Annotated in this window: 20 protein-coding genes; 8 read left to right on the forward strand and 12 right to left on the reverse strand. The window is 68.5% G+C overall.

Annotation, left to right across the window (positions count from 1 at the left end):
- Positions 1 to 103: 103 nt before the first annotated feature.
- The 8 genes from ABZU72_RS21170 to ABZU72_RS21205 all read right to left on the reverse strand — a co-directional run bounded on the left by ABZU72_RS21170 (position 104) and on the right by ABZU72_RS21205 (position 6,857).
- Positions 104 to 439: a metal-sulfur cluster assembly factor gene (locus ABZU72_RS21170; RefSeq protein WP_160028798.1), complete on the reverse strand. Its 336-nt coding sequence runs from the start codon at positions 437 to 439 to the stop codon at positions 104 to 106.
- A gap of 125 nt (positions 440 to 564) precedes the next feature.
- Positions 565 to 1,017, reverse strand: a complete 453-nt coding sequence (gene sufU / locus ABZU72_RS21175; RefSeq protein ID WP_160022635.1) for a Fe-S cluster assembly sulfur transfer protein SufU — start codon at positions 1,015 to 1,017, stop codon at positions 565 to 567.
- Positions 1,017 to 2,270: a cysteine desulfurase gene (locus ABZU72_RS21180; RefSeq protein WP_355020786.1), complete on the reverse strand. Its 1,254-nt coding sequence runs from the start codon at positions 2,268 to 2,270 to the stop codon at positions 1,017 to 1,019. Before ABZU72_RS21180 ends, sufU begins: the two co-directional genes overlap by 1 nt.
- A gap of 1 nt (position 2,271) precedes the next feature.
- Positions 2,272 to 3,030 carry a Fe-S cluster assembly ATPase SufC gene (gene sufC / locus ABZU72_RS21185; RefSeq protein WP_355020787.1) on the reverse strand — a complete coding sequence of 253 codons (759 nt, stop codon included), beginning with the start codon at positions 3,028 to 3,030 and terminating at the stop codon, positions 2,272 to 2,274.
- Entirely contained in the window at positions 3,027 to 4,208 is a 1,182-nt protein-coding gene (gene sufD, locus ABZU72_RS21190; protein ID WP_355020788.1) for a Fe-S cluster assembly protein SufD, read from the reverse strand. The genes sufC and sufD overlap by 4 nt, the downstream gene beginning before the upstream one ends.
- Positions 4,208 to 5,626: a Fe-S cluster assembly protein SufB gene (sufB, locus tag ABZU72_RS21195; RefSeq protein WP_091041037.1), complete on the reverse strand. Its 1,419-nt coding sequence runs from the start codon at positions 5,624 to 5,626 to the stop codon at positions 4,208 to 4,210. The genes sufD and sufB overlap by 1 nt, the downstream gene beginning before the upstream one ends.
- A complete protein-coding gene (locus ABZU72_RS21200; protein ID WP_355020789.1) occupies positions 5,623 to 6,354 on the reverse strand; it encodes a metalloregulator ArsR/SmtB family transcription factor in 732 nt (243 codons plus the stop codon). Before ABZU72_RS21200 ends, sufB begins: the two co-directional genes overlap by 4 nt.
- 119 nt (positions 6,355 to 6,473) lie before the next feature.
- Positions 6,474 to 6,857, reverse strand: a complete 384-nt coding sequence (locus ABZU72_RS21205) for a hypothetical protein (RefSeq protein ID WP_355020790.1) — start codon at positions 6,855 to 6,857, stop codon at positions 6,474 to 6,476.
- An 81-nt stretch (positions 6,858 to 6,938) separates the two neighbouring features.
- Between ABZU72_RS21205 and ABZU72_RS21210 the strand changes: the two genes are divergently transcribed.
- On the forward strand, positions 6,939 to 7,559 hold the full coding sequence (locus ABZU72_RS21210) for a methyltransferase domain-containing protein (protein WP_355020791.1): 621 nt from the start codon (positions 6,939 to 6,941) through the stop codon (positions 7,557 to 7,559).
- Between the two features lie 40 nt (positions 7,560 to 7,599).
- On the opposite strand, the gene ABZU72_RS21215 is transcribed toward ABZU72_RS21210, so the two are convergent.
- The 3 genes from ABZU72_RS21215 to ABZU72_RS21225 form a co-directional block, all read right to left on the reverse strand.
- Complete coding sequence (locus ABZU72_RS21215; protein ID WP_355020841.1) at positions 7,600 to 8,748, reverse strand: RtcB family protein; 1,149 nt, start codon at positions 8,746 to 8,748, stop codon at positions 7,600 to 7,602.
- Positions 8,749 to 9,080: 332 nt separating this feature from the next.
- Positions 9,081 to 9,551 (reverse strand): PPOX class F420-dependent oxidoreductase, encoded by a 471-nt coding sequence (locus tag ABZU72_RS21220; RefSeq protein ID WP_355020792.1) that lies wholly within the window; start codon positions 9,549 to 9,551, stop codon positions 9,081 to 9,083.
- On the reverse strand, positions 9,517 to 10,158 hold the full coding sequence (locus ABZU72_RS21225; RefSeq protein ID WP_355020793.1) for a glyoxalase: 642 nt from the start codon (positions 10,156 to 10,158) through the stop codon (positions 9,517 to 9,519). Before ABZU72_RS21225 ends, ABZU72_RS21220 begins: the two co-directional genes overlap by 35 nt.
- Positions 10,159 to 10,453: 295 nt before the next feature.
- On the opposite strand from ABZU72_RS21225, the gene ABZU72_RS21230 reads away from it, so the two are divergent.
- The 3 genes from ABZU72_RS21230 to ABZU72_RS21240 are packed head-to-tail and all read left to right on the forward strand — an operon-like array spanning position 10,454 to position 13,051.
- Positions 10,454 to 11,368, forward strand: coding sequence for an ABC transporter ATP-binding protein (locus ABZU72_RS21230; protein ID WP_355020842.1), 915 nt, complete (start codon positions 10,454 to 10,456; stop codon positions 11,366 to 11,368).
- Positions 11,361 to 12,152 (forward strand): ABC transporter permease, encoded by a 792-nt coding sequence (locus tag ABZU72_RS21235; protein WP_355020794.1) that lies wholly within the window; start codon positions 11,361 to 11,363, stop codon positions 12,150 to 12,152. Before ABZU72_RS21230 ends, ABZU72_RS21235 begins: the two co-directional genes overlap by 8 nt.
- Complete coding sequence (locus ABZU72_RS21240; protein ID WP_355020795.1) at positions 12,149 to 13,051, forward strand: COX15/CtaA family protein; 903 nt, start codon at positions 12,149 to 12,151, stop codon at positions 13,049 to 13,051. Before ABZU72_RS21235 ends, ABZU72_RS21240 begins: the two co-directional genes overlap by 4 nt.
- Positions 13,052 to 13,205: 154 nt before the next feature.
- On the opposite strand, the gene ABZU72_RS21245 is transcribed toward ABZU72_RS21240, so the two are convergent.
- Positions 13,206 to 14,144, reverse strand: coding sequence for a heme o synthase (locus tag ABZU72_RS21245; protein WP_355020796.1), 939 nt, complete (start codon positions 14,142 to 14,144; stop codon positions 13,206 to 13,208).
- A 169-nt stretch (positions 14,145 to 14,313) separates the two neighbouring features.
- Here ABZU72_RS21245 and tkt point away from each other — a divergent pair, with 169 nt between their 5' ends.
- Genes tkt through pgl form a run of 4 tightly spaced genes read left to right on the forward strand, consistent with a single transcriptional unit; the run spans position 14,314 to position 19,948 of the window.
- Positions 14,314 to 16,425 carry a transketolase gene (gene tkt / locus ABZU72_RS21250; RefSeq protein WP_355020797.1) on the forward strand — a complete coding sequence of 704 codons (2,112 nt, stop codon included), beginning with the start codon at positions 14,314 to 14,316 and terminating at the stop codon, positions 16,423 to 16,425.
- 3 nt (positions 16,426 to 16,428) lie between these two features.
- On the forward strand, positions 16,429 to 17,535 hold the full coding sequence (gene tal / locus ABZU72_RS21255; RefSeq protein WP_355020798.1) for a transaldolase: 1,107 nt from the start codon (positions 16,429 to 16,431) through the stop codon (positions 17,533 to 17,535).
- The gene (pgi, locus tag ABZU72_RS21260; protein ID WP_355020799.1) at positions 17,532 to 19,211 is read left to right on the forward strand and encodes a glucose-6-phosphate isomerase; all 1,680 of its coding nucleotides are present in this window, start codon (positions 17,532 to 17,534) and stop codon (positions 19,209 to 19,211) included. Before tal ends, pgi begins: the two co-directional genes overlap by 4 nt.
- On the forward strand, positions 19,208 to 19,948 hold the full coding sequence (pgl, locus tag ABZU72_RS21265) for a 6-phosphogluconolactonase (protein WP_355020800.1): 741 nt from the start codon (positions 19,208 to 19,210) through the stop codon (positions 19,946 to 19,948). The genes pgi and pgl overlap by 4 nt, the downstream gene beginning before the upstream one ends.
- The last annotated feature ends 102 nt before the right edge of the window (positions 19,949 to 20,050 follow it).

Below are 20,050 nucleotides of genomic sequence, written 5' to 3' on the forward strand. Positions count from 1 at the left end.
GAGTGGTCCATTTCGAGTTGCCACAGGAGCAGCTCAGGGCCGTCGGCTGGCAGATGACCTGTCTCATACAGTTATCGGCGGCGCCTCAGGGTTCCGCGAACCCTCAGACGTTGAACCCGAGAGCGCGCAGCATCTCGCGGCCGTCGGGGGTGATCTTGTCCGGGCCCCACGGCGGCATCCAGACCCAGTTGATGTGTACGTCGTTGACCATGCCCTCCAAGGCCTGCGAGGTCTGGTCCTGGATGACGTCGGTCAGCGGGCAGGCCGCCGAGGTCAACGTCATGTCGATGACCACGTTGGAGTGGTCCTCGATGTGCAGGCCGTAGATCAGGCCCAGGTCGACGACGTTGATGCCGAGCTCGGGGTCGACGACGTCCTTCATCGCCTCCTCGACGTCCTCGATCTTCAGGCTCGCGCCCTCGACCGTGGACGTACGCATCCCCTGCCACTCAGGCGCCTCGTGACCGTGGCCATGGCCGTGGCCCGAGTGGTCATGACCGGAGTGGTCGTGACCCGTGTGGTCGTGTCCCGCGTGATTGTGCTCAGCGTGGTCGGTCTCAGTCATCAGTTCTCCTCGGCGACAGTCTTCGCGGCGGCGTCTTTCCAGGCCATCCACGACAGCAGCGCGCACTTGATCCGGGCGGGGAACTTGGCGACGCCGGCGAAGGCGATGCCGTCCTCCAGAATGTCCTCGTCGGGCTCCACCTGGCCCTTGCCCTGCATCAGCCGCAGGAACTCCTCGTGGATCACCATCGCCTCATCCACCGTCTTGCCCACGACCAGGTCGTTGAGAACGGAGGCCGAGGCCTGCGAGATGGAGCAGCCGAGGGCGTCGTAGGAGATGTCCTCGATCTTGCCGCCGTCGACGTGGAGCCGCAAGGTGATCTCGTCACCGCAGGTCGGGTTGACGTGGTGAACCTCCGCCTCGAAGGGGTCGCGAAGACCCTTCCCGTGCGGGTTCTTGTAATGGTCCAGGATGATCTCCTGGTACATGCTCTCGAGGTTCGCGGCAGTCATCACTCATCCAACTTGAAGAAGCTACGTACGTATTCCAACCCCTCGACCAGCGCGTCGATCTCGGCGGGCGTGGTGTAGAGGTAGGACGACATCCGGTTGGAGGCCTGTACGCCGAACCGCTGGTGGGCGGGCTTGGCGCAGTGGTGCCCGGCACGGATGGCGACGCCCTTGGAGTCGAGGACCTGGGCCACGTCGTGCGGGTGCACGCCGTCGAGCTCGAAGGAGATCGCTCCGCCGCGCTTGGCGGCGTCGGCCGGGCCGAGCACGGTCACGCCCGGGACGGTCGCGAGGCGCTCGAGCGCGTAGGCCGTGATCGCCTGCTCGTGGGCGTGGACGTTCTCCATGCCGACGTGCATGAGGTATTCCAGCGCCGCACCGAGACCCACGGCCTCGGCGATCGGCGGAGTTCCGGCCTCGAACTTGTGCGGGATCGGCGCGTAGGTCGACTTCTCCATCGTCACCGTGGCGATCATCTCGCCACCGCCGAGGAACGGCGGCAGCGCCTCGAGCGCGGCACGCCGGCCCCACAGGACGCCGATGCCGGTCGGGCCGACGACCTTGTGGCCGGTGAAGGCGAGGAAGTCGGGACGCTCCTCCTCGGCCATGCCGGCCAGGTCGATCGGCAGCACCGGGGCGGCCTGCGCGGCGTCGACGACGACCAGCGCACCGACCTCGTGAGCCTTGCGGGCGATCTCGGCGATCGGGTTGATCGTGCCGAGCATGTTGGAGACCCAGGTCAGCGCGACGATCTTGGTCGCCGGCGTGATCAGCTCGTCGATGTTCGACAGGTCGAGGTCACCGGAGTCGGTGAGCCCAAACCACTTCAACGTCGCACCCGCGCGCTGCGTGGCGAGCTGCCACGGAACGATGTTGGAGTGGTGCTCCATCTCGGTGGTCACGACCACGTCGCCCGCGGCCAGGGGCACGGTGTTGGCGACCAGGTTGAGCGCCTCGGAGGCGTTCTTGGTGAAGATCACCTCGTCGCGTTCGGGCGCGCCGAGGAAGCGCGCGACGGTGTCGCGCGCTCCCTCGAACGCCTCGGTCGCCTCGGCACCCAGGTGGTGCATCGCCCGGGCGATGTTGGCGTTGTGCCGCTCCAGGTGGTCGACCATGGTGTCGATCACGATCTGCGGCTTCTGCGAGGTGTTGGCGCTGTCGAGGTAGACCAGCGGGGTCTCGCCGCCGTCGAAGGTGCGCTCCAGGATCGGGAAGTCCTTGCGGACCAGATCCAGGTCGGGCAGCAGACCCTTCATGTCAGACCCCTGCCGCGACGTACTTCTCGTAGCCGTTGGCCTCCAGCTCCTCGGCCAGGTCCGGGCCACCCGACTCCGCGATCCGGCCGGCCACGAAGACGTGCACGTGGTCAGGCTTGATGTAGCGCAGGATGCGGGTGTAGTGGGTGATCAGCAGGACCGACTTGCCATCGCGGGCGCGGAAGTCGTTGATCCCCTCGGAGACGACCTTGAGCGCGTCGATGTCGAGGCCGGAGTCGATCTCGTCGAGCAGCGCGAAGGCCGGGTCGAGGATGTCGAGCTGAGCGATCTCGTGGCGCTTCTTCTCGCCACCGGAGAAGCCCTCGTTGACCGAGCGCTGCGAGAAGGTCGGGTCCAGGTGCATCTTGTTCATCGCACCGTTGACGTCCTTGACCCACGTACGCAGCTTGGGGGCCTCGCCGTCCAGCGCCGTCTTCGCGGTGCGGAGGAAGTTGGCCACGCTCACGCCGGGAACCTCGACGGGGTACTGCATCGCCAGGAACAGTCCGGCCTTGGCGCGCTCGTCGACCGACATCTCCAGGACGTCCTCACCGTCGAGGGTGACGGTGCCGCCGGTGATGGTGTACTTCGGGTGGCCGGCGATCGAGTAGGCAAGCGTCGACTTGCCCGAGCCGTTGGGGCCCATGATCGCGTGGGTCTCGCCGGAGTTGATGGTCAGCGTGACGCCCTTGAGGATCTCCTTCGGGCCGTCCTCGGTCTCCACCGAGACCGTGAGGTCCTTGATCTCAAGCGTGCTCATGCGTTGTCCTTCGTGATCAGAGTGTTGATGTTCTTGGCGAGCTCGGCCTCGACCGTGCTGGTCAGCTTCTCCTCGAGCTCGGGGACACCGATCTGACGGATCAGGTCGTTGAAGAAGCCGTGCACGACCAGGCGCTTGGCCTCGGTCTCGGAGATGCCGCGGCTCTGCAGGTAGAAGAGCTGCTCGTCGTCGAAACGGCCGATCGCCGACGCGTGACCCGCGCCCTCGATCTCGCCGGTCTCGATCTCCAGGTTGGGCACGGAGTCGGCCCAGGCACCGTCGGTGAGGATGAGGTTGCGGTTCTCCTCGTACGTCTCGATGCCCTCGGCCTCCTTGCGGATCAGCACGTTGCCGATCCAGACCGCGTGGGCCTTCTCGCCCTGCAGCGCGCCCTTGTAGACCACGTGGGACTTGGTCTTCGGGGCGGTGTGGTCGACGAAGAGACGGTGCTCGATGTGCTGACCGGCGTCGGCGAAGTAGAGGCCGAGCGACTCCACGGAGCCGCCGGGGCCGGAGTACTCCGCCGAGAAGTCGTGGCGCACCACGTCGCCGCCGAAGCTCACCGAGACGTGCTTGAGGTTGGCGTCGCGGCCGACCTTGGCGTGCTGGGTGGAGAGGTGGACGGCGTCGTCGGCCCAGTCCTGGACGGAGACGACGGTGAGGTCGGCGCCGTCCTCGACGACGATCTCGATGTTGTCGGCCACGACGGCAGAGCCCTCGAAGACCAGCACGACGGTCGCCTTGGCGAACTTCTCCGCCACGATCACCGCGTGACCGGCGCCGGCGATCTCCGAGCCGGTGCCGTGGTGGCGGATCACGGTCGCGCCCTCGACGACGGTGTCGGTCGGGATCCGCACGACGGTCGCACCGGTGCTGGCCGCCCAGGCCCGCGCCGAGACGCGGTCGGTCGGAACCAGACCCGAGCTGCCGCGTACGGCATCGTCGGCCGCCACGGTCTCGACGGTCACACCCGCGGCCGCCTCGACCTCCACCTTGGTCGCACCGTCCGCGAACGGGGCGTCGTTGTGGATGCCCTTGAGGCGCTTGAGCGGGGTGAACCGCCAGATCTCCTCGCGACCCTTCGGCACCTCGTGCGCCTCGACGTCGAAAGAGCCTTCCGGGTGGAGGTGGGACTCGACCTTGTCGAGCTCCAGGGCCTCCTGAACAGCTGCGGTCATCAGCCGACCGCTCCTTCCATCTGCAGTTCGATCAGGCGGTTGAGCTCGAGGGCGTACTCCATCGGGAGCTCCTTGGCGATCGGCTCGACGAAGCCGCGCACGATCATCGCCATCGCCTCGTCCTCGGCCATGCCGCGAGACATCAGGTAGAACAGCTGGTCGTCGGAGACCTTCGAGACCGAGGCCTCGTGACCCATCGAGACGTCGTCCTCGCGGATGTCGACGTAGGGGTAGGTGTCCGAGCGGGAGATCTGGTCGACCAGGAGCGCGTCGCAGAGCACGTTGGACTTCGAGCCGTGCGCGCCCTCGTTGATCTGGATCAGGCCACGGTAGGACGTGCGGCCACCGCCACGCGCAACGCTCTTCGACAGGATGGACGAGGAGGTGTTCGGGGCGGCGTGCACCATCTTGGCGCCCGCGTCCTGGTGCTGGCCCTCGCCCGCGAAGGCGATGGAGAGCGTCTCGCCCTTGGCGTGCTCACCCATCAGGTAGACCGCCGGGTACTTCATGGTCACCTTGGAGCCGATGTTGCCGTCGACCCACTCCATGGTCGCGCCCTCTTCGCAGACGGCGCGCTTGGTGACCAGGTTGTAGACGTTGTTCGACCAGTTCTGGATGGTCGTGTAGCGAACGCGGGCGTTCTTCTTCACGATGATCTCGACGACCGCGGAGTGCAGCGAGTCGGACTGGTAGATCGGCGCGGTGCAGCCCTCGACGTAGTGAACGTAGGAGCCCTCGTCGGCGATGATCAGGGTGCGCTCGAACTGGCCCATGTTCTCGGTGTTGATCCGGAAGTAGGCCTGCAGCGGGATGTCGACGTGGACACCCTTGGGCACGTAGATGAAGGAGCCACCCGACCACACCGCGGTGTTCAGTGCGGCGAACTTGTTGTCCCCGACCGGGATCACCGTGCCGAAGTACTCCTGGAAGATCTCCGGGTGCTCCTTGAGCGCGGTGTCGGTGTCGAGGAAGAGCACGCCCTGGGCCTCGAGGTCCTCGCGGATCGAGTGGTAGACGACCTCCGACTCGTACTGCGCGGCGACACCGGCGACCAGGCGCTGCTTCTCCGCCTCCGGGATGCCGAGCCGGTCGTAGGTGTTCTTGATGTCCTCGGGCAGGTCCTCCCACGAGGTGGCCTGCTTCTCCGACGAGCGCACGAAGTACTTGATGTTGTCGAAGTCGATGTCCGAGAGGTCGGAGCCCCAGGTGGGCATCGGCTTGCGGCCGAAGAGCTTGAGGCCCTTCAGGCGCAGGTCGAGCATCCACTGCGGCTCAGACTTCTTGCCGGAGATGTCGCGGACGATGGCGTCGTTGAGACCGCGCTGTGCCGCGGCACCGGCGACGTCCGAGTCGGACCAGCCGAACTCGTACTTGCCGATGCCCTTCAGCTCGGGGTTGAGCTCCTCGATGGAGGTCATGTCGTGACCTGCTCCTTCTTCTTCGAAACTTCGCCGGGACCGGAGGATCCAGGAGGGATGTGCGTCGTGCAGACTCCGTCGCCGTGGGCGATGGTGGCCAAGCGTTGTACGTGGGTGCCGAGCAGCTTCGCGATCGCCTCTGTCTCCGCCTCGCAGAGCTCGGGGAACTCCTGGGCGACGTGGGCGACCGGGCAGTGCTGCTGGCACAGCTGCTCACCTGCGTCATGGCCGTTGATCAGCGGCAGCTCCCTGACGGAGGCCGCATAGCCGTTGGCCGTGAACACGTTCGCGAGCACCTGCGCGGGGCTGAGGTCCGTCTCGCTGGCGGCGATCCGGTCCAGTCCCTGCTTGATGAACGCCGCGCGGCGCTCCGCGAATTCCCGCACGGCCTCTTCGCCGGCCACCTCGGAGAGGAACCGCAGCGCCTCGACCGCCAGGTCGTCGTACTTCTTCTCGAAGCCGTCCCTACCCTGGTCGGTGAGCGCGAAGACCTTGGCCGGGCGGCCTCGCCCACGCGTGGACGCGGTGCGCGGCTCGCGCTGCTCCACCGCCTCCTCCTCAGCCAGGGCGTCCAGGTGGCGCCTGACCGCGGCCGGGGTGAGATCGAGCCGCTTGGCCAGCGTCGCAGCGGTCTGCGGACCGTCGACAAGCAGCGACCGAGCGACCCGCTGGCGGGTGCTCTCCTCGCTGGTCTCTGCGGGCTGCAGAGTGCTCTCGTCGAATTTCACAACACCATTGTGACGTTATTCCCCCAGGCGATTCAACGAAGGCAACCCTTACTTGCTCATTGGGCAGCGGCAACGTGTCGTACGTCACCATCGCATCCCGCTCAGCAGCGAATCACTGGTCAGCCTGTCGGCATCCCGTCAAGGGTCGGGGAGGCGAGGGCGGCGACGCCGATGTAGACGGCGTCGGGCGGCAGCCAGCGGGCGCCGCGGTCTGAACGCAGGACCGCGCGACCGCGTTCGAGGTCGAAGACACCGACCCTGGTGCGGCCGCCGAAGCGTACGACCGCCACCTCGCCGCGCTTGGGTCGGCGGGGGTTGATCATCAGGTCGGAGCCCGGCGGGAGGCCGCGAGAGGTGAGGTGGGCGCCGACGAGACGGTAGACCTGCGTCCCCTCTTCCGGCGCAGGCGCCGATGATCGCTTGACGGGCGCGGGCAACGCGTCGGGAGCGATGTCGAACGGCAGCGGTACGTCGCGCGGGGACGCGCCGCCAGTCGATCTCATGTTCGAAAGCGTACCTGTCGACGACGGCGCACGGAACCGCCCTGCTTTCCACCCCTGCGCCGGTCCGAGAGACTGTGGCCCATGACCGTCAATGACCCCACGGACTGGGAAACCGCGTACGTCCGCGGCACGACCGGCTGGGACCTCGGCGCTCCCCTGGCGTACATCGAGGAGGACGCGGCGCTGTTCGGGGAGCCCGGCACCGCCTTCGCGCCAGGTGCCGGCCGGGGACACGACGCGGCGGGGTTGGCGGCTGCCGGATGGCGTACGACGGTTGTCGACGTCTCGCCCACGGCGGCCGCCCACGCAGCGAAGCATTACCCGGACCTCACCTACGTCGTCGGCGACGCATTCGACGTCGACGCCGTCCTGGCCGCGACCGGCGGACCGGTCGACCTGATGTGGGACCACACCTTCTTCTGCGCGCTGCCGCCCGCCTGGCGCGGCCGCGTCGGTGACCTGGCCCGCGCGGTCGTACGCCCCGGCGGGCGGGTCGCGTCGGGGATCTTCCCGATCGACCGGCCGAGCGAGGAGCCGGGCCCGCCATGGACGTACGTCCCCGAGGACATGACCCGCGCGCTCGGCCCCGACTTCGACCTGGTCCACCTCTCCGAGCCGCGCCAACTGAACCCGCGGCTGCCGTGGAGCCACCGCCTCGGGATCTGGCAGCGCCGCCGACCCGCCCCCGCCCGAGGGTTGTGAAGCTGAGAGTGACCTATAGGCCACCCTCAGCTTCACAACCTCAGCCCTTCACGCAGAGGAGCGTGCGGAGGCGGGCCTCGACCGAGACCAGATCGGTCTGGGCCTCGATGACGCTCTCCAGCGACTTGTACGCGCCGGGGATCTCGTCGACGACGCCGGCGTCCTTGCGGCACTCGACGCCCTCGGTCTGAGCGGCGAGGTCAGCGACGCTGAACATCCTCTTCGCCTTCGTACGCGACATCTTCCGCCCCGCGCCGTGGGAGGCGGAGCAGTAGGACGCCTCGTTGCCGAGCCCGCGCACGACGTACGAACCGGTGCCCATCGACCCGGGGATCAGCCCGAACTCGTCGGACTTGGCCGAGATCGCACCCTTGCGGGTGACCACCAGGTCGACGCCGTCGTACGTCTCCCGAGCGACGTAGTTGTGGTGGGCGTTGACCTCCTGGCCCCACACGACCTCGGGGAAGAAGCGCGCGAAGACGCTCTTCACCGTGGCCATCATGATCTGCCGGTTGAGCTTGGCGTAGTCCTGCGCCCAGTAGAGGTCGTGCAGGTAGGCGTCCATCTCCGCGGTGCCGGCCAGGAAGACCGCCAGGTCGCGGTCCGGCAGACCGAGGTTGTGCTCGAGCCCCTTGGCCGCGTAGATGTGCCGCTCGGCGATCTCCTTGCCGATGTTGCGGCTTCCGGAGTGCAGCATCAGCCAGATCACGCCGTCGTCGTCCGACGTCACCTCGATGAAGTGATTGCCGCCGCCGAGCGAGCCGCACTGCGCGACCGCCCGCTTGTGCCGGTCGTCGAGCTTCGGCGCCCGCAGCTCCTCGAAGCCGCCGAAGAGCTTGTCGAAGGCGACCCTCAGCTTCAGGTCCTTGCGGACGACGCCGGCCTGGCCGTCGTTCGCCTGGAACCCGACCGGGACCGCCTCCTCGATGGCCGAGCGCAACGGGCCGAGGTCGTCGGGCAGGTCGCTGGTCCTGACCGAGGTCTTGACCGCCATCATCCCGCAGCCGATGTCGACGCCGACCGCACTCGGCGAGACCGCGTCCTTCATCGCGACCACGGAGCCGACCGTGGCGCCCTTGCCGAGATGCACGTCCGGCATGACACGTACGCCGTGCACCCAGGGCAGCTTGGAGATGTTGCGCAGCTGGTCCTGGGCGGCGTGCTCGATCTCATGCGGGCGCGCCCACATCAGGGTCTCTGCCGTGACGCCGGGCAGGGCGATAGGGAACTCGTTCGTCATCTTCTTTCCTCGCGTCGTGGCCGGGCATGCGGAAGGGCCGCTCCGGCCGGGGTTTTTCTCGGTGGGAGCGGCCCTTCAACGGGATGCGCTGTGGCTCAGCGCGTCGGCGGCTCCTGGCAGATGCGGTCCGAGCGGAGGTCGGACGGCAGGCAGGCTTCGCTCGCCTGACCGGGGTTCCCGGCGGCGGTGCGGATCTCGACCGACCTGCGCATGCTCATCTCCTCGTCGTGTGTTGCTGTGGTGGAAACGGTAGTCAGCGGCGTACGTCTGGTGCCACTGGTTTACGTGAGGCGGGCGGGGAAACCGCCGGTGGCGACCGGGCCCCAGCGCTTCGGGGTGATCCGGAGGAGGGACTTGCCCTGGTCGACCATGGCCTGGCGGTACTCGTCCCAGTCGGAGTGCTCGCCGGAGATGTTGCGGAAGTAGGTGACGAAGGCGTCCAGGGCCTCCTCCCCCGCGGTCGCGTCGAGCACCTCGGCCTCGCCGTCGACCTGCACCCAGGCGCCGTTCCACTCCTCGGAGAGGACCATCACGCTCACCTGCGGACGGATGCGGGCGTTGCGGGTCTTGGCTCGTTCGGGGTAGGTCGCGATCACGATCCGCCCGTCGTCGTCGACGCCCCCGGTGACCGGCGAGAGCTGCGGTGACCCGTCGGCTCGGCTGGTCACCAGGATCATCTGGTGGCGGGGACGTACGAACTCCAGGAGCCCCTCGAGATCAACGGTCGTGTTCGTCGCGATCGTGCGTGCCATGGTCCCCAGCCTGCCAGGTGAACCCGTCGGGGTCGGTGAAGGCCTCGCTGCCGCCACCCAGCACGATTCCGTACGCAGCGGCCGGGTCGAGCGCGACACCGGTCTCCTTCTCCAGGGCGCGCCGGGGGTAGATCGCGAGCTGGACGGCACCGGGAGCGGCCTCGAACTCGGCGTACTTGCCTCCGAAGCTCCGCTTCACGCCGAGCCCGCGCTCGGCGTAGAACCGCTTGGTCGCCTTGACGTCGGCGACGCCGAGGAGCAGGACGATGTCGTCGATCTCGCGGGTGGCGGGGCCGTTGTCCTTCTTCGCCGAGGTGGCGATCTTCCAGATCGAGCCGTCGGGGGCCTGGACGATGCCGCCGTAGCCCCAGAACGACTTCTCGACCGGCTTGAGCGAGGTGGCGCCGGCTGTGAGCGCGGAGTCAACGAGGCTGTCGACCGTCGAGGGCTGGCTGACGACCAGGGAGATCGTGAACGGGCGGCCGGTGCCGGTGCCCGGGCCCTGGCGTACAGAGATCTGGTCGGTGAGCCCGAAGGCCTTCTCGTAGAACGCCCGGGCGTCCGTGGCGTCGGTTGCGTCGATGGTGATGGTCTCAAGTGTGAACATGTCTTGACCTTAGGAATCCCGGGGCCTGCGAGGCTTCTCGATTCCTGACCGCCTTGCCTGTTGATCTTCTGAGCAGAAATTGTGTCTGAGACACCGCGTCATAGGCCTAGGGGCATCCCGTCTCATCCCCGCGTTGGCCGTCCTTCGGTGGGAGTTGGGCGGCCAACGTCCTTACAGGCACCTAAGAATCCACAGGATCGCACCTAGGCGATTGGGTCGGTGGCGTACGCCTTCTTAGACTGCCGCCGTGGACTCTTCCGTCGCCAGGCCTGCTGTCGAGGTACGCGACCTGCGCATGACCTATGGCGACAAGACGGCCGTCGACGGACTCACGCTGAGCGTCGCGGAGGGCTCGATCACGGCCGTTCTCGGGCCCAACGGTGCCGGCAAGACGACGACCCTGGAGACCTGCGAGGGCTACCGGAAGCCCCAGCAGGGGACGGTGCGCGTCCTCGGGCTCGACCCCATCGCCGACCGCAAGCAGCTGCTCCCCCGGATCGGGGTGATGCTGCAGGGGCAGGGCGCCTGGAGCGGCGTACGCGCCATGGAGATGCTCAAGCACATCGCCCGGCTGCACGCGCACCCGCTCGACGTCGACTACCTGGCCGAGCGGCTCGGCCTGGGCGAGTGCGGCCGCACCCCCTACCGACGACTCTCCGGCGGGCAGCAGCAGCGGCTCGGGCTGGCGATGGCGCTGGTGGGCCGTCCGGAGCTGGTGTTCGTGGACGAACCGACGGCAGGCATGGACCCGCAGGGGCGGCGTACGACCTGGGAGCTGCTGCGCGAGCTGCGCGCCGACGGCGTCACCGTCGTGCTGACCACCCACTACCTGGAGGAGGCCGAGGAGCTGGCCGACCAGGTGCACATCATCGACCGCGGCCGGATGATCGCCTCGGGCACTCCGCTCGAGCTCACCAGAGGTGGCGCGACCGCCACCGTGAGACTGGTGGTGACCAAGCCGTTCCCGCCCGGTGCCCGCGAGTCGCTGCGCAAGGCGCTCGGCGAGGACACCGAGGTCACCCTGCTCGACGAGCGCTCGATGCGGGTCACCGGGAAGGCCGACCCGACCACGCTCTCCAAGGTGAGCCGCTGGTGCGAGGAGAACGACGTCCTCCCGGAGTCGCTGACCCTGGGTCGCAGGAGCCTCGAGGACGTCTTCCTCGATCTCACCGGAGGGGTCCATCTCAGCGAGGGGGTCGAGCATGTCTGAGGTGGCCACGGGGACCTTCACCCCGAAGCCCGGCGGCGCCCCGATCACCCGGCAGGTGGTCGCCCAGGCGCTGATGGAGGCCAAGCTGATGCTCCGCAACGGCGAGCAACTCCTCCTCGCCGTCGTGATCCCGGTGATGGTGCTGGTCGGCGGCGTCACCGCCGGCAACGCGATCGACCTCGACCTCGGCACCGACCGGGCCCTGGTCGACCTCCTCACCCCGGGCGTCCTCGCCCTGGCGATCATGTCGACCTCATTCACGAGCCTCGCGATCGCGACCGGGTTCGAGCGGCGCTACGGCGTGATCAAGCGCCTGGGTGCCTCACCGCTCCCCCGGATCGGCCTGCTCGCCGGCAAGGTGCTCGCGCTCGGCTGCGTACAGCTCGTACAGCTCTTCGTCATCGGCGCCGTCGGCCAGATCCTCGGCTGGACCCCCGCCGCAGGGTTCGGCACCGTGCTCGCCTTCTTCCTCGCGATCGCGATGGGCACGCTGGCCTTCGCCTCCCTCGGGCTCTTCGTCGCCGGCGTGCTGCGCGCCGAGGCGACCCTGGCCGCGGCCAACCTCATCTACCTGCTTCTCCTGGCCGGCGGTGCCGTGGTGCTGCCGCTGACGGCGTACGGCGCCTACGGCGACGTCGCCCGTTGGCTCCCCTCGGGCGCGCTCGGAGAGGCCGTACGCACCGCCTTCCTCGACGGCGTCCCGGCCTGGCGAGACCTCGGCGTACTCCTGATCTGGGCCGTTCTCGGCTCCACCCTCACAGCTAGGACCTTCAAGTGGGAATGACGTCCACCGAACCCGCAACCGGCCCGACTCCCTCGGCCAAGGACAAGGTTCTCGGCTGGCTCCACGCGCACCTGTTCGGGCTGGCGGTGGCCAACCTGATCGCCAATATCGGGATCGTGGTCACCGGCGGAGTGGTCCGGTTGACGGGCTCCGGACTCGGCTGCCCGACCTGGCCCAAGTGCACCGAGGAGTCCTACGTGGCTCACGAGGCGCTCGGGATCAACGGCGTCATCGAGTTCGGCAACCGGCTGCTGACCTACGTCGTGGCCGCGATCGCCATCACGGTCGTCGTCGCTGCCTGGAACCGTCGAGGTGTCATCCGCAACCTGGCGATCATCATCGCCTTCGGCGTCCCGCTCCAGGCAATCCTCGGCGGATTCACCGTCCTCAGCCAGCTCAACCCCTACGTCGTCGCGCTCCACCTGCTCGCCTCGATGGCGATGGTCGGTCTGTGCGTCTGGCTGCTCGACGAGATCCGCTCCCCCGGGCGCGAAGCCGCGCCGCGCAACGTACGCGTCGCAGCCGTGGTCACCTTCGTCGTCGGCTGGCTCTCGCTCTGGCTCGGCACGGTCGTGACCGGCTCCGGCCCCCACTCCGGCGACCTCGAGTCCCGCCGCACCGGCCTCGATCCGGCCCTGATGTCCCACATCCACGCCTACGCCGTCTACGCGCTCATCGCCGCGACCCTGGTCACGCTGTGGCTCGGCCGCAAGAACGTGTACGTCCGCCGGGTCACGATCGTCCTGCTGGTCATCGAGCTCGCTCAGGGCCTGATCGGCTGGGTCCAGTACCTCACCGACCTCCCCGTCCTTCTCGTCGGCTTCCACATGCTCGGCGCCGCCCTGATCTCCGCCGGCCTCGCCCGCGTCCTCGTCTCCACCCGCGCCCACACCGCCTGACTCACCCTCGCCGAGGCGTCACCCCGGTCGGCCGAGAAGTCACTCCTACAGGCCGAGGCGTCAGGCGCGTCGGCCGAACGGGCAGTGTTCTGCCGACTCGACCGACGCCACTGACGCTTGGGCCGACGTAGCTGACGCCTCGGCGGGGAGGGGGTCAGCCGATGAGCGGGTCGACCGCGAGGGCGACGAAGAGCAGGCTCAGGTAGAGGTTGCTCGAGTGGAAGAGCTGCATCGGGCGGATCTTGGTGAGATCCTCGGTGCCCTTGGCACGAGCGTGCAGCTGGTGGGCCTGGACGAGGAAGACGGCGCCGAGGCCGATGGCTGCGACCGGGTAGAGCCAGCCGGTGGAGGCGAGGGGCCACATCAGCAGCGAGGTGGCGACCATGACCCAGGAGTACGCCACGATCTGAGCGCCCACGTGACGGGCGGACTTGACCACCGGCAGCATCGGCACGTCGACCTGCGCGTAGTCCTCGCGGTAGCGCAGCGCCAGGGCCCAGGTGTGCGGCGGGGTCCAGAAGAAGACGACCATGAACAGGATCAGCGGCTCCCAGTTCACCGAGTTGGTGACCGCAGTCCAGCCGATCAGGGTCGGGAAGCAGCCTGCGATGCCGCCCCAGACGATGTTCTGCGTGGTGCGCCGCTTGAGCAGCATCGTGTAGACGAAGACGTAGAAGGCGTTGGCAGCCAGCGACAGGCCCGCGGAGAGCCAGTTCACGAAGAACCCGAGCACCAGCACCGACAGCACGGCGAGCACCGACCCGAAGATCAGGGCCGCGCGCGGGGTGACCACGTGCCGCGGCAGCGCCCGGCGCCGCGTACGCCTCATCTGCTCGTCGATGTCGCGGTCGTAGACGCAGTTGAAGACCGAGGCCGAGCCGGCCGAGAAGATCCCGCCGACGACCGTGGCCGCGACCAGACCGACGCCCGGCACACCCTGGGCGGCGAAGAACATCACCGGCACGGTCGTGAGCAGCAGCAGCTCGATCACGCGGGGCTTCGTCAAAGAGACGTACGCCGAGATGACATCGCGCATTGACGCGCGGTCGCTACGCTGGTCGAGGTCGGGGACCGGCTGTTCGACGTGCGTCACTGAGAAGATCCTTCTCGATCGGGTTGAGGCTTCACATGCGGCTCATACAGGCAGTTCACAGCATGCGGCTCGCAGTCTAACCCGGGGCGTGAGTAGGCTCGGATTCGGCAGCCCCCACGGCCAGCCCAAGAACTTCCCAAGTGGACTCTACGATTTGAAAAGGCACCTCGTGAGCACCAAACCTGTACTCGAGTGGACCGATCTGGACAGCAAGGCCGTGGACACCGTCCGCGTACTCGCCATGGACTCCGTGCAGAAGGTCGGCAACGGCCACCCTGGCACCGCGATGAGCCTGGCCCCGGCTGCCTATCTGCTCTTCCAGAAGGTGATGAAGCACAACCCGGCCGACACCGACTGGCTCGGTCGCGACCGGTTCGTGCTCTCCGTCGGCCACTCGAGCGTCACCCTCTACATCCAGCTCTACCTCGGCGGCTTCGGTCTCGAGCTCGGCGACCTGGAGAGCCTGCGCACCTGGGGCTCACTGACCCCGGGTCACCCCGAGCGCGGCCACACCCGCGGCGTGGAGGTGACCACCGGCCCGCTCGGCCAGGGTGTCGCCAACGCCGTCGGCATCGCGATGGCCCAGCGCCGGTTGCGCGGCCTGCTCGACCCGGACACCCCGGTCGACCAGCCGAGCCCGTTCGACCACAAGACGTACGTCCTGGCTGGCGACGGCGACCTGCAGGAGGGCGTCAGCAGCGAGGCGAGCTCGATCGCCGGCACCCAGAAGCTCGGCAACCTCACGATGATCTACGACGCCAACCGGATCTCGATCGAGGGTGACACCAACGTCGCGTTCACCGAGGACGTCGCGGCTCGCTACCGGGCCTACGGCTGGCACGTCCAGGAGGTCGACTGGACCCACGACGGCACCGGCTACTCCGAGGACGTCCCGGCGCTGTTCGACGCGATCAACGCCGCCGGCGAGGTCACCGACCAGCCGTCGCTGATCGTGCTGCGCACCGTCATCGCCTGGCCCGCACCCAACGCGCAGAACACCGAGGCCGCCCACGGTTCGGCGCTCGGCGCCGAGGAGGTCGCCGCGACGAAGGAGATCCTGGGCTTCGACCCGGCGAAGTCCTTCGACGTCGACCCCGAGGTGCTCGCCCACACCCGCCAGCTCATCGAGCGCGGCGAGAAGGCCGAGGCGGCCTGGCGCGCCGAGGAGGCCGCCTGGGCCAAGGCCAACCCGGAGGGCGCCAAGCTGCTCGAGCGGCTGCAGGCCGGGGAACTCCCCGCCGACATCGCCGACGCGCTGCCGTTCTTCGAGGCCGACGCCAAGGGCATCGCCACGCGTGCCGCCTCCGGCAAGGTGATCAACGCGCTGGCGCCGGTGCTGCCCGAGCTGTGGGGCGGTTCGGCCGACCTCGCCGGCTCCAACAACACCACGATCGCCGGTGCGCCCAGCTTCGTCCCGGAGGACCGCTCCACAGATGAGTGGAAGGGCGACCCCTACGCCGGCCGCGTGCTCCACTTCGGCATCCGCGAGCACGCCATGGGCGCGATCCTCAACGGCATCGTGGCCCACTCGCCCACGAAGGCCTTCGGCGGCACGTTCTTCCAGTTCTCCGACTACATGCGAGGCGCCGTACGCGTCGGGGCACTGTCCAAGCTGCCGGTGATCCACGTCTGGACCCACGACTCCGTCGGTCTGGGCGAGGACGGCCCGACCCACCAGCCGGTCGAGCACCTCGCCGCGGTCCGGGCCATCCCGGGCCTCGACGTGGTCCGTCCTGCCGACGCCAACGAGACCGCCGCCGCGTGGCTCGAGGTGCTCAAGCACCACGACCGCCCCTCGGCGCTCATCCTGACCCGTCAGGCGCTGCCGACCTTCCCGCGCGGGGTCGACGGCTACGCCGACACCAGCGGCGTGGCGAAGGGCGGCTACGTACTCCTCGACTCCCCCACCGGCACCGTCGACGTCGTGCTGCTCGGCACCGGCTCCGAGGTGCAGTACGCAGTCGCCGCCCGCGAGGAGCTGGCGAAGGAGGGCATCGGCGCCCGCGTCGTCTCGCTGCCCTGCCTGGAGTGGTTCGAGGCCCAGGAGCAGGACTACCGGGACTCGGTGATCCCGCCCAACGTCAAGGCGCGCGTCAGCGTCGAGGCCGGCGTGAAGCAGGGCTGGCGGGAGTACGTCGGCGACGCCGGCCGGATCGTCTCGCTCGAGCACTTCGGCGCCTCGGCGTCCGGTGCGCTGCTGTTCAAGGAGTACGGCTTCACCCCCGAGGCGGTCGTCACGGCCGCCAAGGAGAGCCTCGCCGCCATCAACAAGGGAGCATGAAATATGTCTGACCGTCTCAAGGCGCTGGCCGAGGCCGGCGTATCCATCTGGCTCGATGACCTCTCCCGCGAGCGGATCGAGACCGGCAACCTCGCCGATCTCGTCAAGGAGAAGTCCGTCGTCGGGGTGACCACCAACCCGACCATCTTCGCCGCCGCGATCGCCAACGGCGAGCGCTACGACGAGCAGCTGCGCTCGCTGGTGGCCGACGGCAAGTCCGTCGACGAGGTCATCTTCGGCCTCACCACCGAGGACGTACGCAACGCCTGCGACATCCTCGCGCCGGTCGCCGAGTCCACCAAGGACGACGGCCGGGTCTCGATCGAGGTCGAGCCTACCCTGGCCAACGACACCGAGGCGACCATCGCCTCCGCGAAGGCGCTGTGGGCCGCGGTCGACCGCCCCAACGCGCTGATCAAGATCCCGGCGACCCTCGAGGGGCTCCCGGCGATCACCGCCGCGATCGCCGAGGGCATCTCGGTCAACGTGACCCTGATCTTCTCGGTCGAGCGCTACCGGGCCGTGATGGACGCCTACCTGACCGGTCTGGAGCAGGCCAAGGCGGCCGGCAAGGACCTGTCCACGATCCGCAGCGTGGCGTCGTTCTTCGTCTCCCGCGTCGACTCCGAGATCGACAAGCGGCTCGAGGCGATCGGCACCCCCGAGGCCAGCGCGCTGCTCGGCAAGGCCGCGGTGGCCAACGCGATCGCCGCCTACGCCGCCTTCGAGGAGGTCCACGCCGGCGAGCGCTGGACCGCCCTGGCCGGTGCCGGCGCCAACGCCCAGCGGCCGCTGTGGGCCTCGACCGGGGTCAAGAACCCGGCCTACCCCGACACCCTCTACGTCACCGACCTGGTCGTGGCCGACACGGTCAACACCATGCCGGAGAAGACGATGGAGGCCTTCGCCGACCACGGTGAGGTCAAGGGCGACGTCGTCACCGGCAAGGGCGCCGAGGCCGCAACGGTCTTCGAGTCGCTCCGCTCGGTCGGGGTCGACCTCGATGACGTCTTCCTGGTGCTCGAGACCGAGGGCGTCGACAAGTTCAAGGTCTCCTGGACCGAGCTCGTCGACACCGTCGTCGCCCAGATCGAGGCGGTCAAGAAGTGAGCCAAGGCCCGGTCGACGCAACGACGACGGACGCTTGGAAGGCACTCACCGAGCTGCGGGCCGGCTTCGAGCCCGACCTGCGCTCGTGGTTCGCCGATGATCCCGGCCGGGCCTCACGCTTCACCTTCGAGGCGGCCGACCTCCACGTCGACCTCTCCAAGGACCTCATCACCGACGACCTCCTGGCCAGCCTGCTCGCTCTCGCCGAGCAGGTCGGCCTGGAGGCGCGGCGGGACGCGATGCTCGCCGGCGAGCACATCAACGTCACCGAGGACCGCGCGGTACTCCACACCGCCCTGCGGCTTCCCGCCGACGCCTCCCTCGAGGTCGACGGCACCGACGTCGTGCCCGCCGTCCACGAGACCCTGGCGAAGATGTACGCCTTCGCCGACCGAGTCCGCTCCGGTGAGTGGAGGGGCGTCACCGACGAACGGATCCGCACCGTCGTCAACATCGGCATCGGCGGCTCCGACCTGGGCCCGGTGATGGCGTACGAAGCGCTCGAGCCGTTCCGTCACCCGGAGATCGAGTGCCGGTTCATCTCCAACATCGATCCCACCGACGCCGGCCAGAAGCTGAAGGGGCTCGACCCCGCCACCACGCTGTTCGTCGTCTCCTCGAAGACCTTCTCGACGCTGGAGACGCTGACCAACGCCCGCCTCGCGCGCACCTGGCTGCTCGACGCGCTTGCCGAGAACGGGCACAGCGAGGTCGACTCCGCCGATGCCGTGAAGAAGCACTTCGTCGCGGTATCCACCGCTCTGGACAAGGTCGCCGACTTCGGGATCGACCCGGAGAACGCCTTCGGCTTCTGGGACTGGGTCGGCGGCCGCTACTCCGTCGACTCCGCGATCGGCACCTCCCTGGCGATCGCCATCGGGCCGGAGGGGTTCGCCGAGTTCCTCGGCGGGTTCCAGGCGATCGACGAGCACTTCGCGAAGACGCCGCTCGCGCAGAACGTGCCGGCGCTGATGGGTCTCCTGAACGTCTGGTACGTCAACTTCCTCGACGCTCAGACCCACGCCGTGCTGCCCTACTCCCAGCTGCTGCACCGGTTCCCTGCGTACCTCCAGCAGCTGACGATGGAGTCCAACGGCAAGTCGGTGCGCTGGGACGGCACCGCGGTCACCACCGACACCGGCGAGGTGTTCTGGGGCGAGCCCGGCACCAACGGACAGCACGCGTTCTACCAGCTGATCCACCAGGGCACCCGGGTGATCCCGGCCGACTTCATCGCGTTCGCCAACCCCGCCTATCCGCTCGTGGACGCCAGCGATGGGCAGAGCATCGACGTGCACGAGCTGTTCCTGGCCAACTTCTTCGCCCAGACCCAGGCGCTCGCCTTCGGCAAGACCGCCGAGCAGGTGCGCGCCGAGGGCACCGCGGAGGACATCGTCAACGCCCGGGTCTTCTCCGGCAACCGGCCGACCACCTCGATCATGGCGCCGTCGCTGACCCCCGGCGTACTGGGCCAGCTGATCGCCCTCTACGAGCACATCACCTTCACCCAGGGCGTGGTGTGGGGCATCGACTCCTTCGACCAATGGGGCGTCGAGCTCGGCAAGCAGCTCGCCGTCCAGATCAGCCCGGCGGTCTCCGGTGACGCGGACACCGCCAAGCAGCAGGACACCTCCACCCAATCCCTCATCGCCTACTACAGAGAGAAGCGCACGTGACCAGCGACGGTCATCCCGAGTCACTCATCGAGGTCCACGACACCGCCGAGGCCCTGGCCTCGGCGGTCGCCGGAGAGTTCCTCAGCCGCCTTGCCGACCTGCAGGCGGCCGGCGACGTCCCCACCATCGGCCTGACCGGTGGCACGATCGCCGAGGCGATCCATCGCGAGATCGCCCGCCTCTCGCCCGAGTCGGGTGTCGACTGGGGTGCGGTCGAGTTCTTCTTCGGCGACGAGCGCTATGTCGCCGCCGACTCCCCCGACCGCAACGCCGGCCAGGCCCGCGCCGCCTTCCTGACCGAGGTCGGCGTCCCGGACCACCGCATCCACGAGATGCCGGCCACCGACTCCGGCCTGAGCGTCGACGAGGCCGCGGCACAGTTCTCCGAGGACGTACGCAGCCACGGCTCCGGCGGCTTCGACATCCTGATGCTCGGCGTCGGCCCCGACGGCCACATCGCCTCCCTCTTCCCCGGCTTCCCACAGCTCGAGGCGAAGGACGCGATCGCCGTCGGCGTCACCGGATCCCCCAAGCCCCCGCCCGAGCGCATCACCTTCACCTTCGAGGCGCTGCGCCGGTCCACGACCGTCTGGTTCCTGGTCAGCGGCGAGGGCAAGGCCGAAGCCGTGGCCAAGGCACATGCCGGCGCTCCGATCACCGAGATCCCCGCCACCGGCGTGACCGGCACCACCGAGACCACCTGGTTCCTGGATCGGGCCGCCGCCTCGAAGCTCTGACCGACGCCGAGTCGGCGCGAACGTCTCGGGAATTCAGTTACCCAGCATGCTAACGCCGGGTAAATCTTTCCCGCATCGGGTGCCGCGCACCCCTGCGGACCT

Source organism: Nocardioides sp. NPDC004968, assembly GCF_040608935.1.
Classification (GTDB): domain Bacteria; phylum Actinomycetota; class Actinomycetes; order Propionibacteriales; family Nocardioidaceae; genus Nocardioides.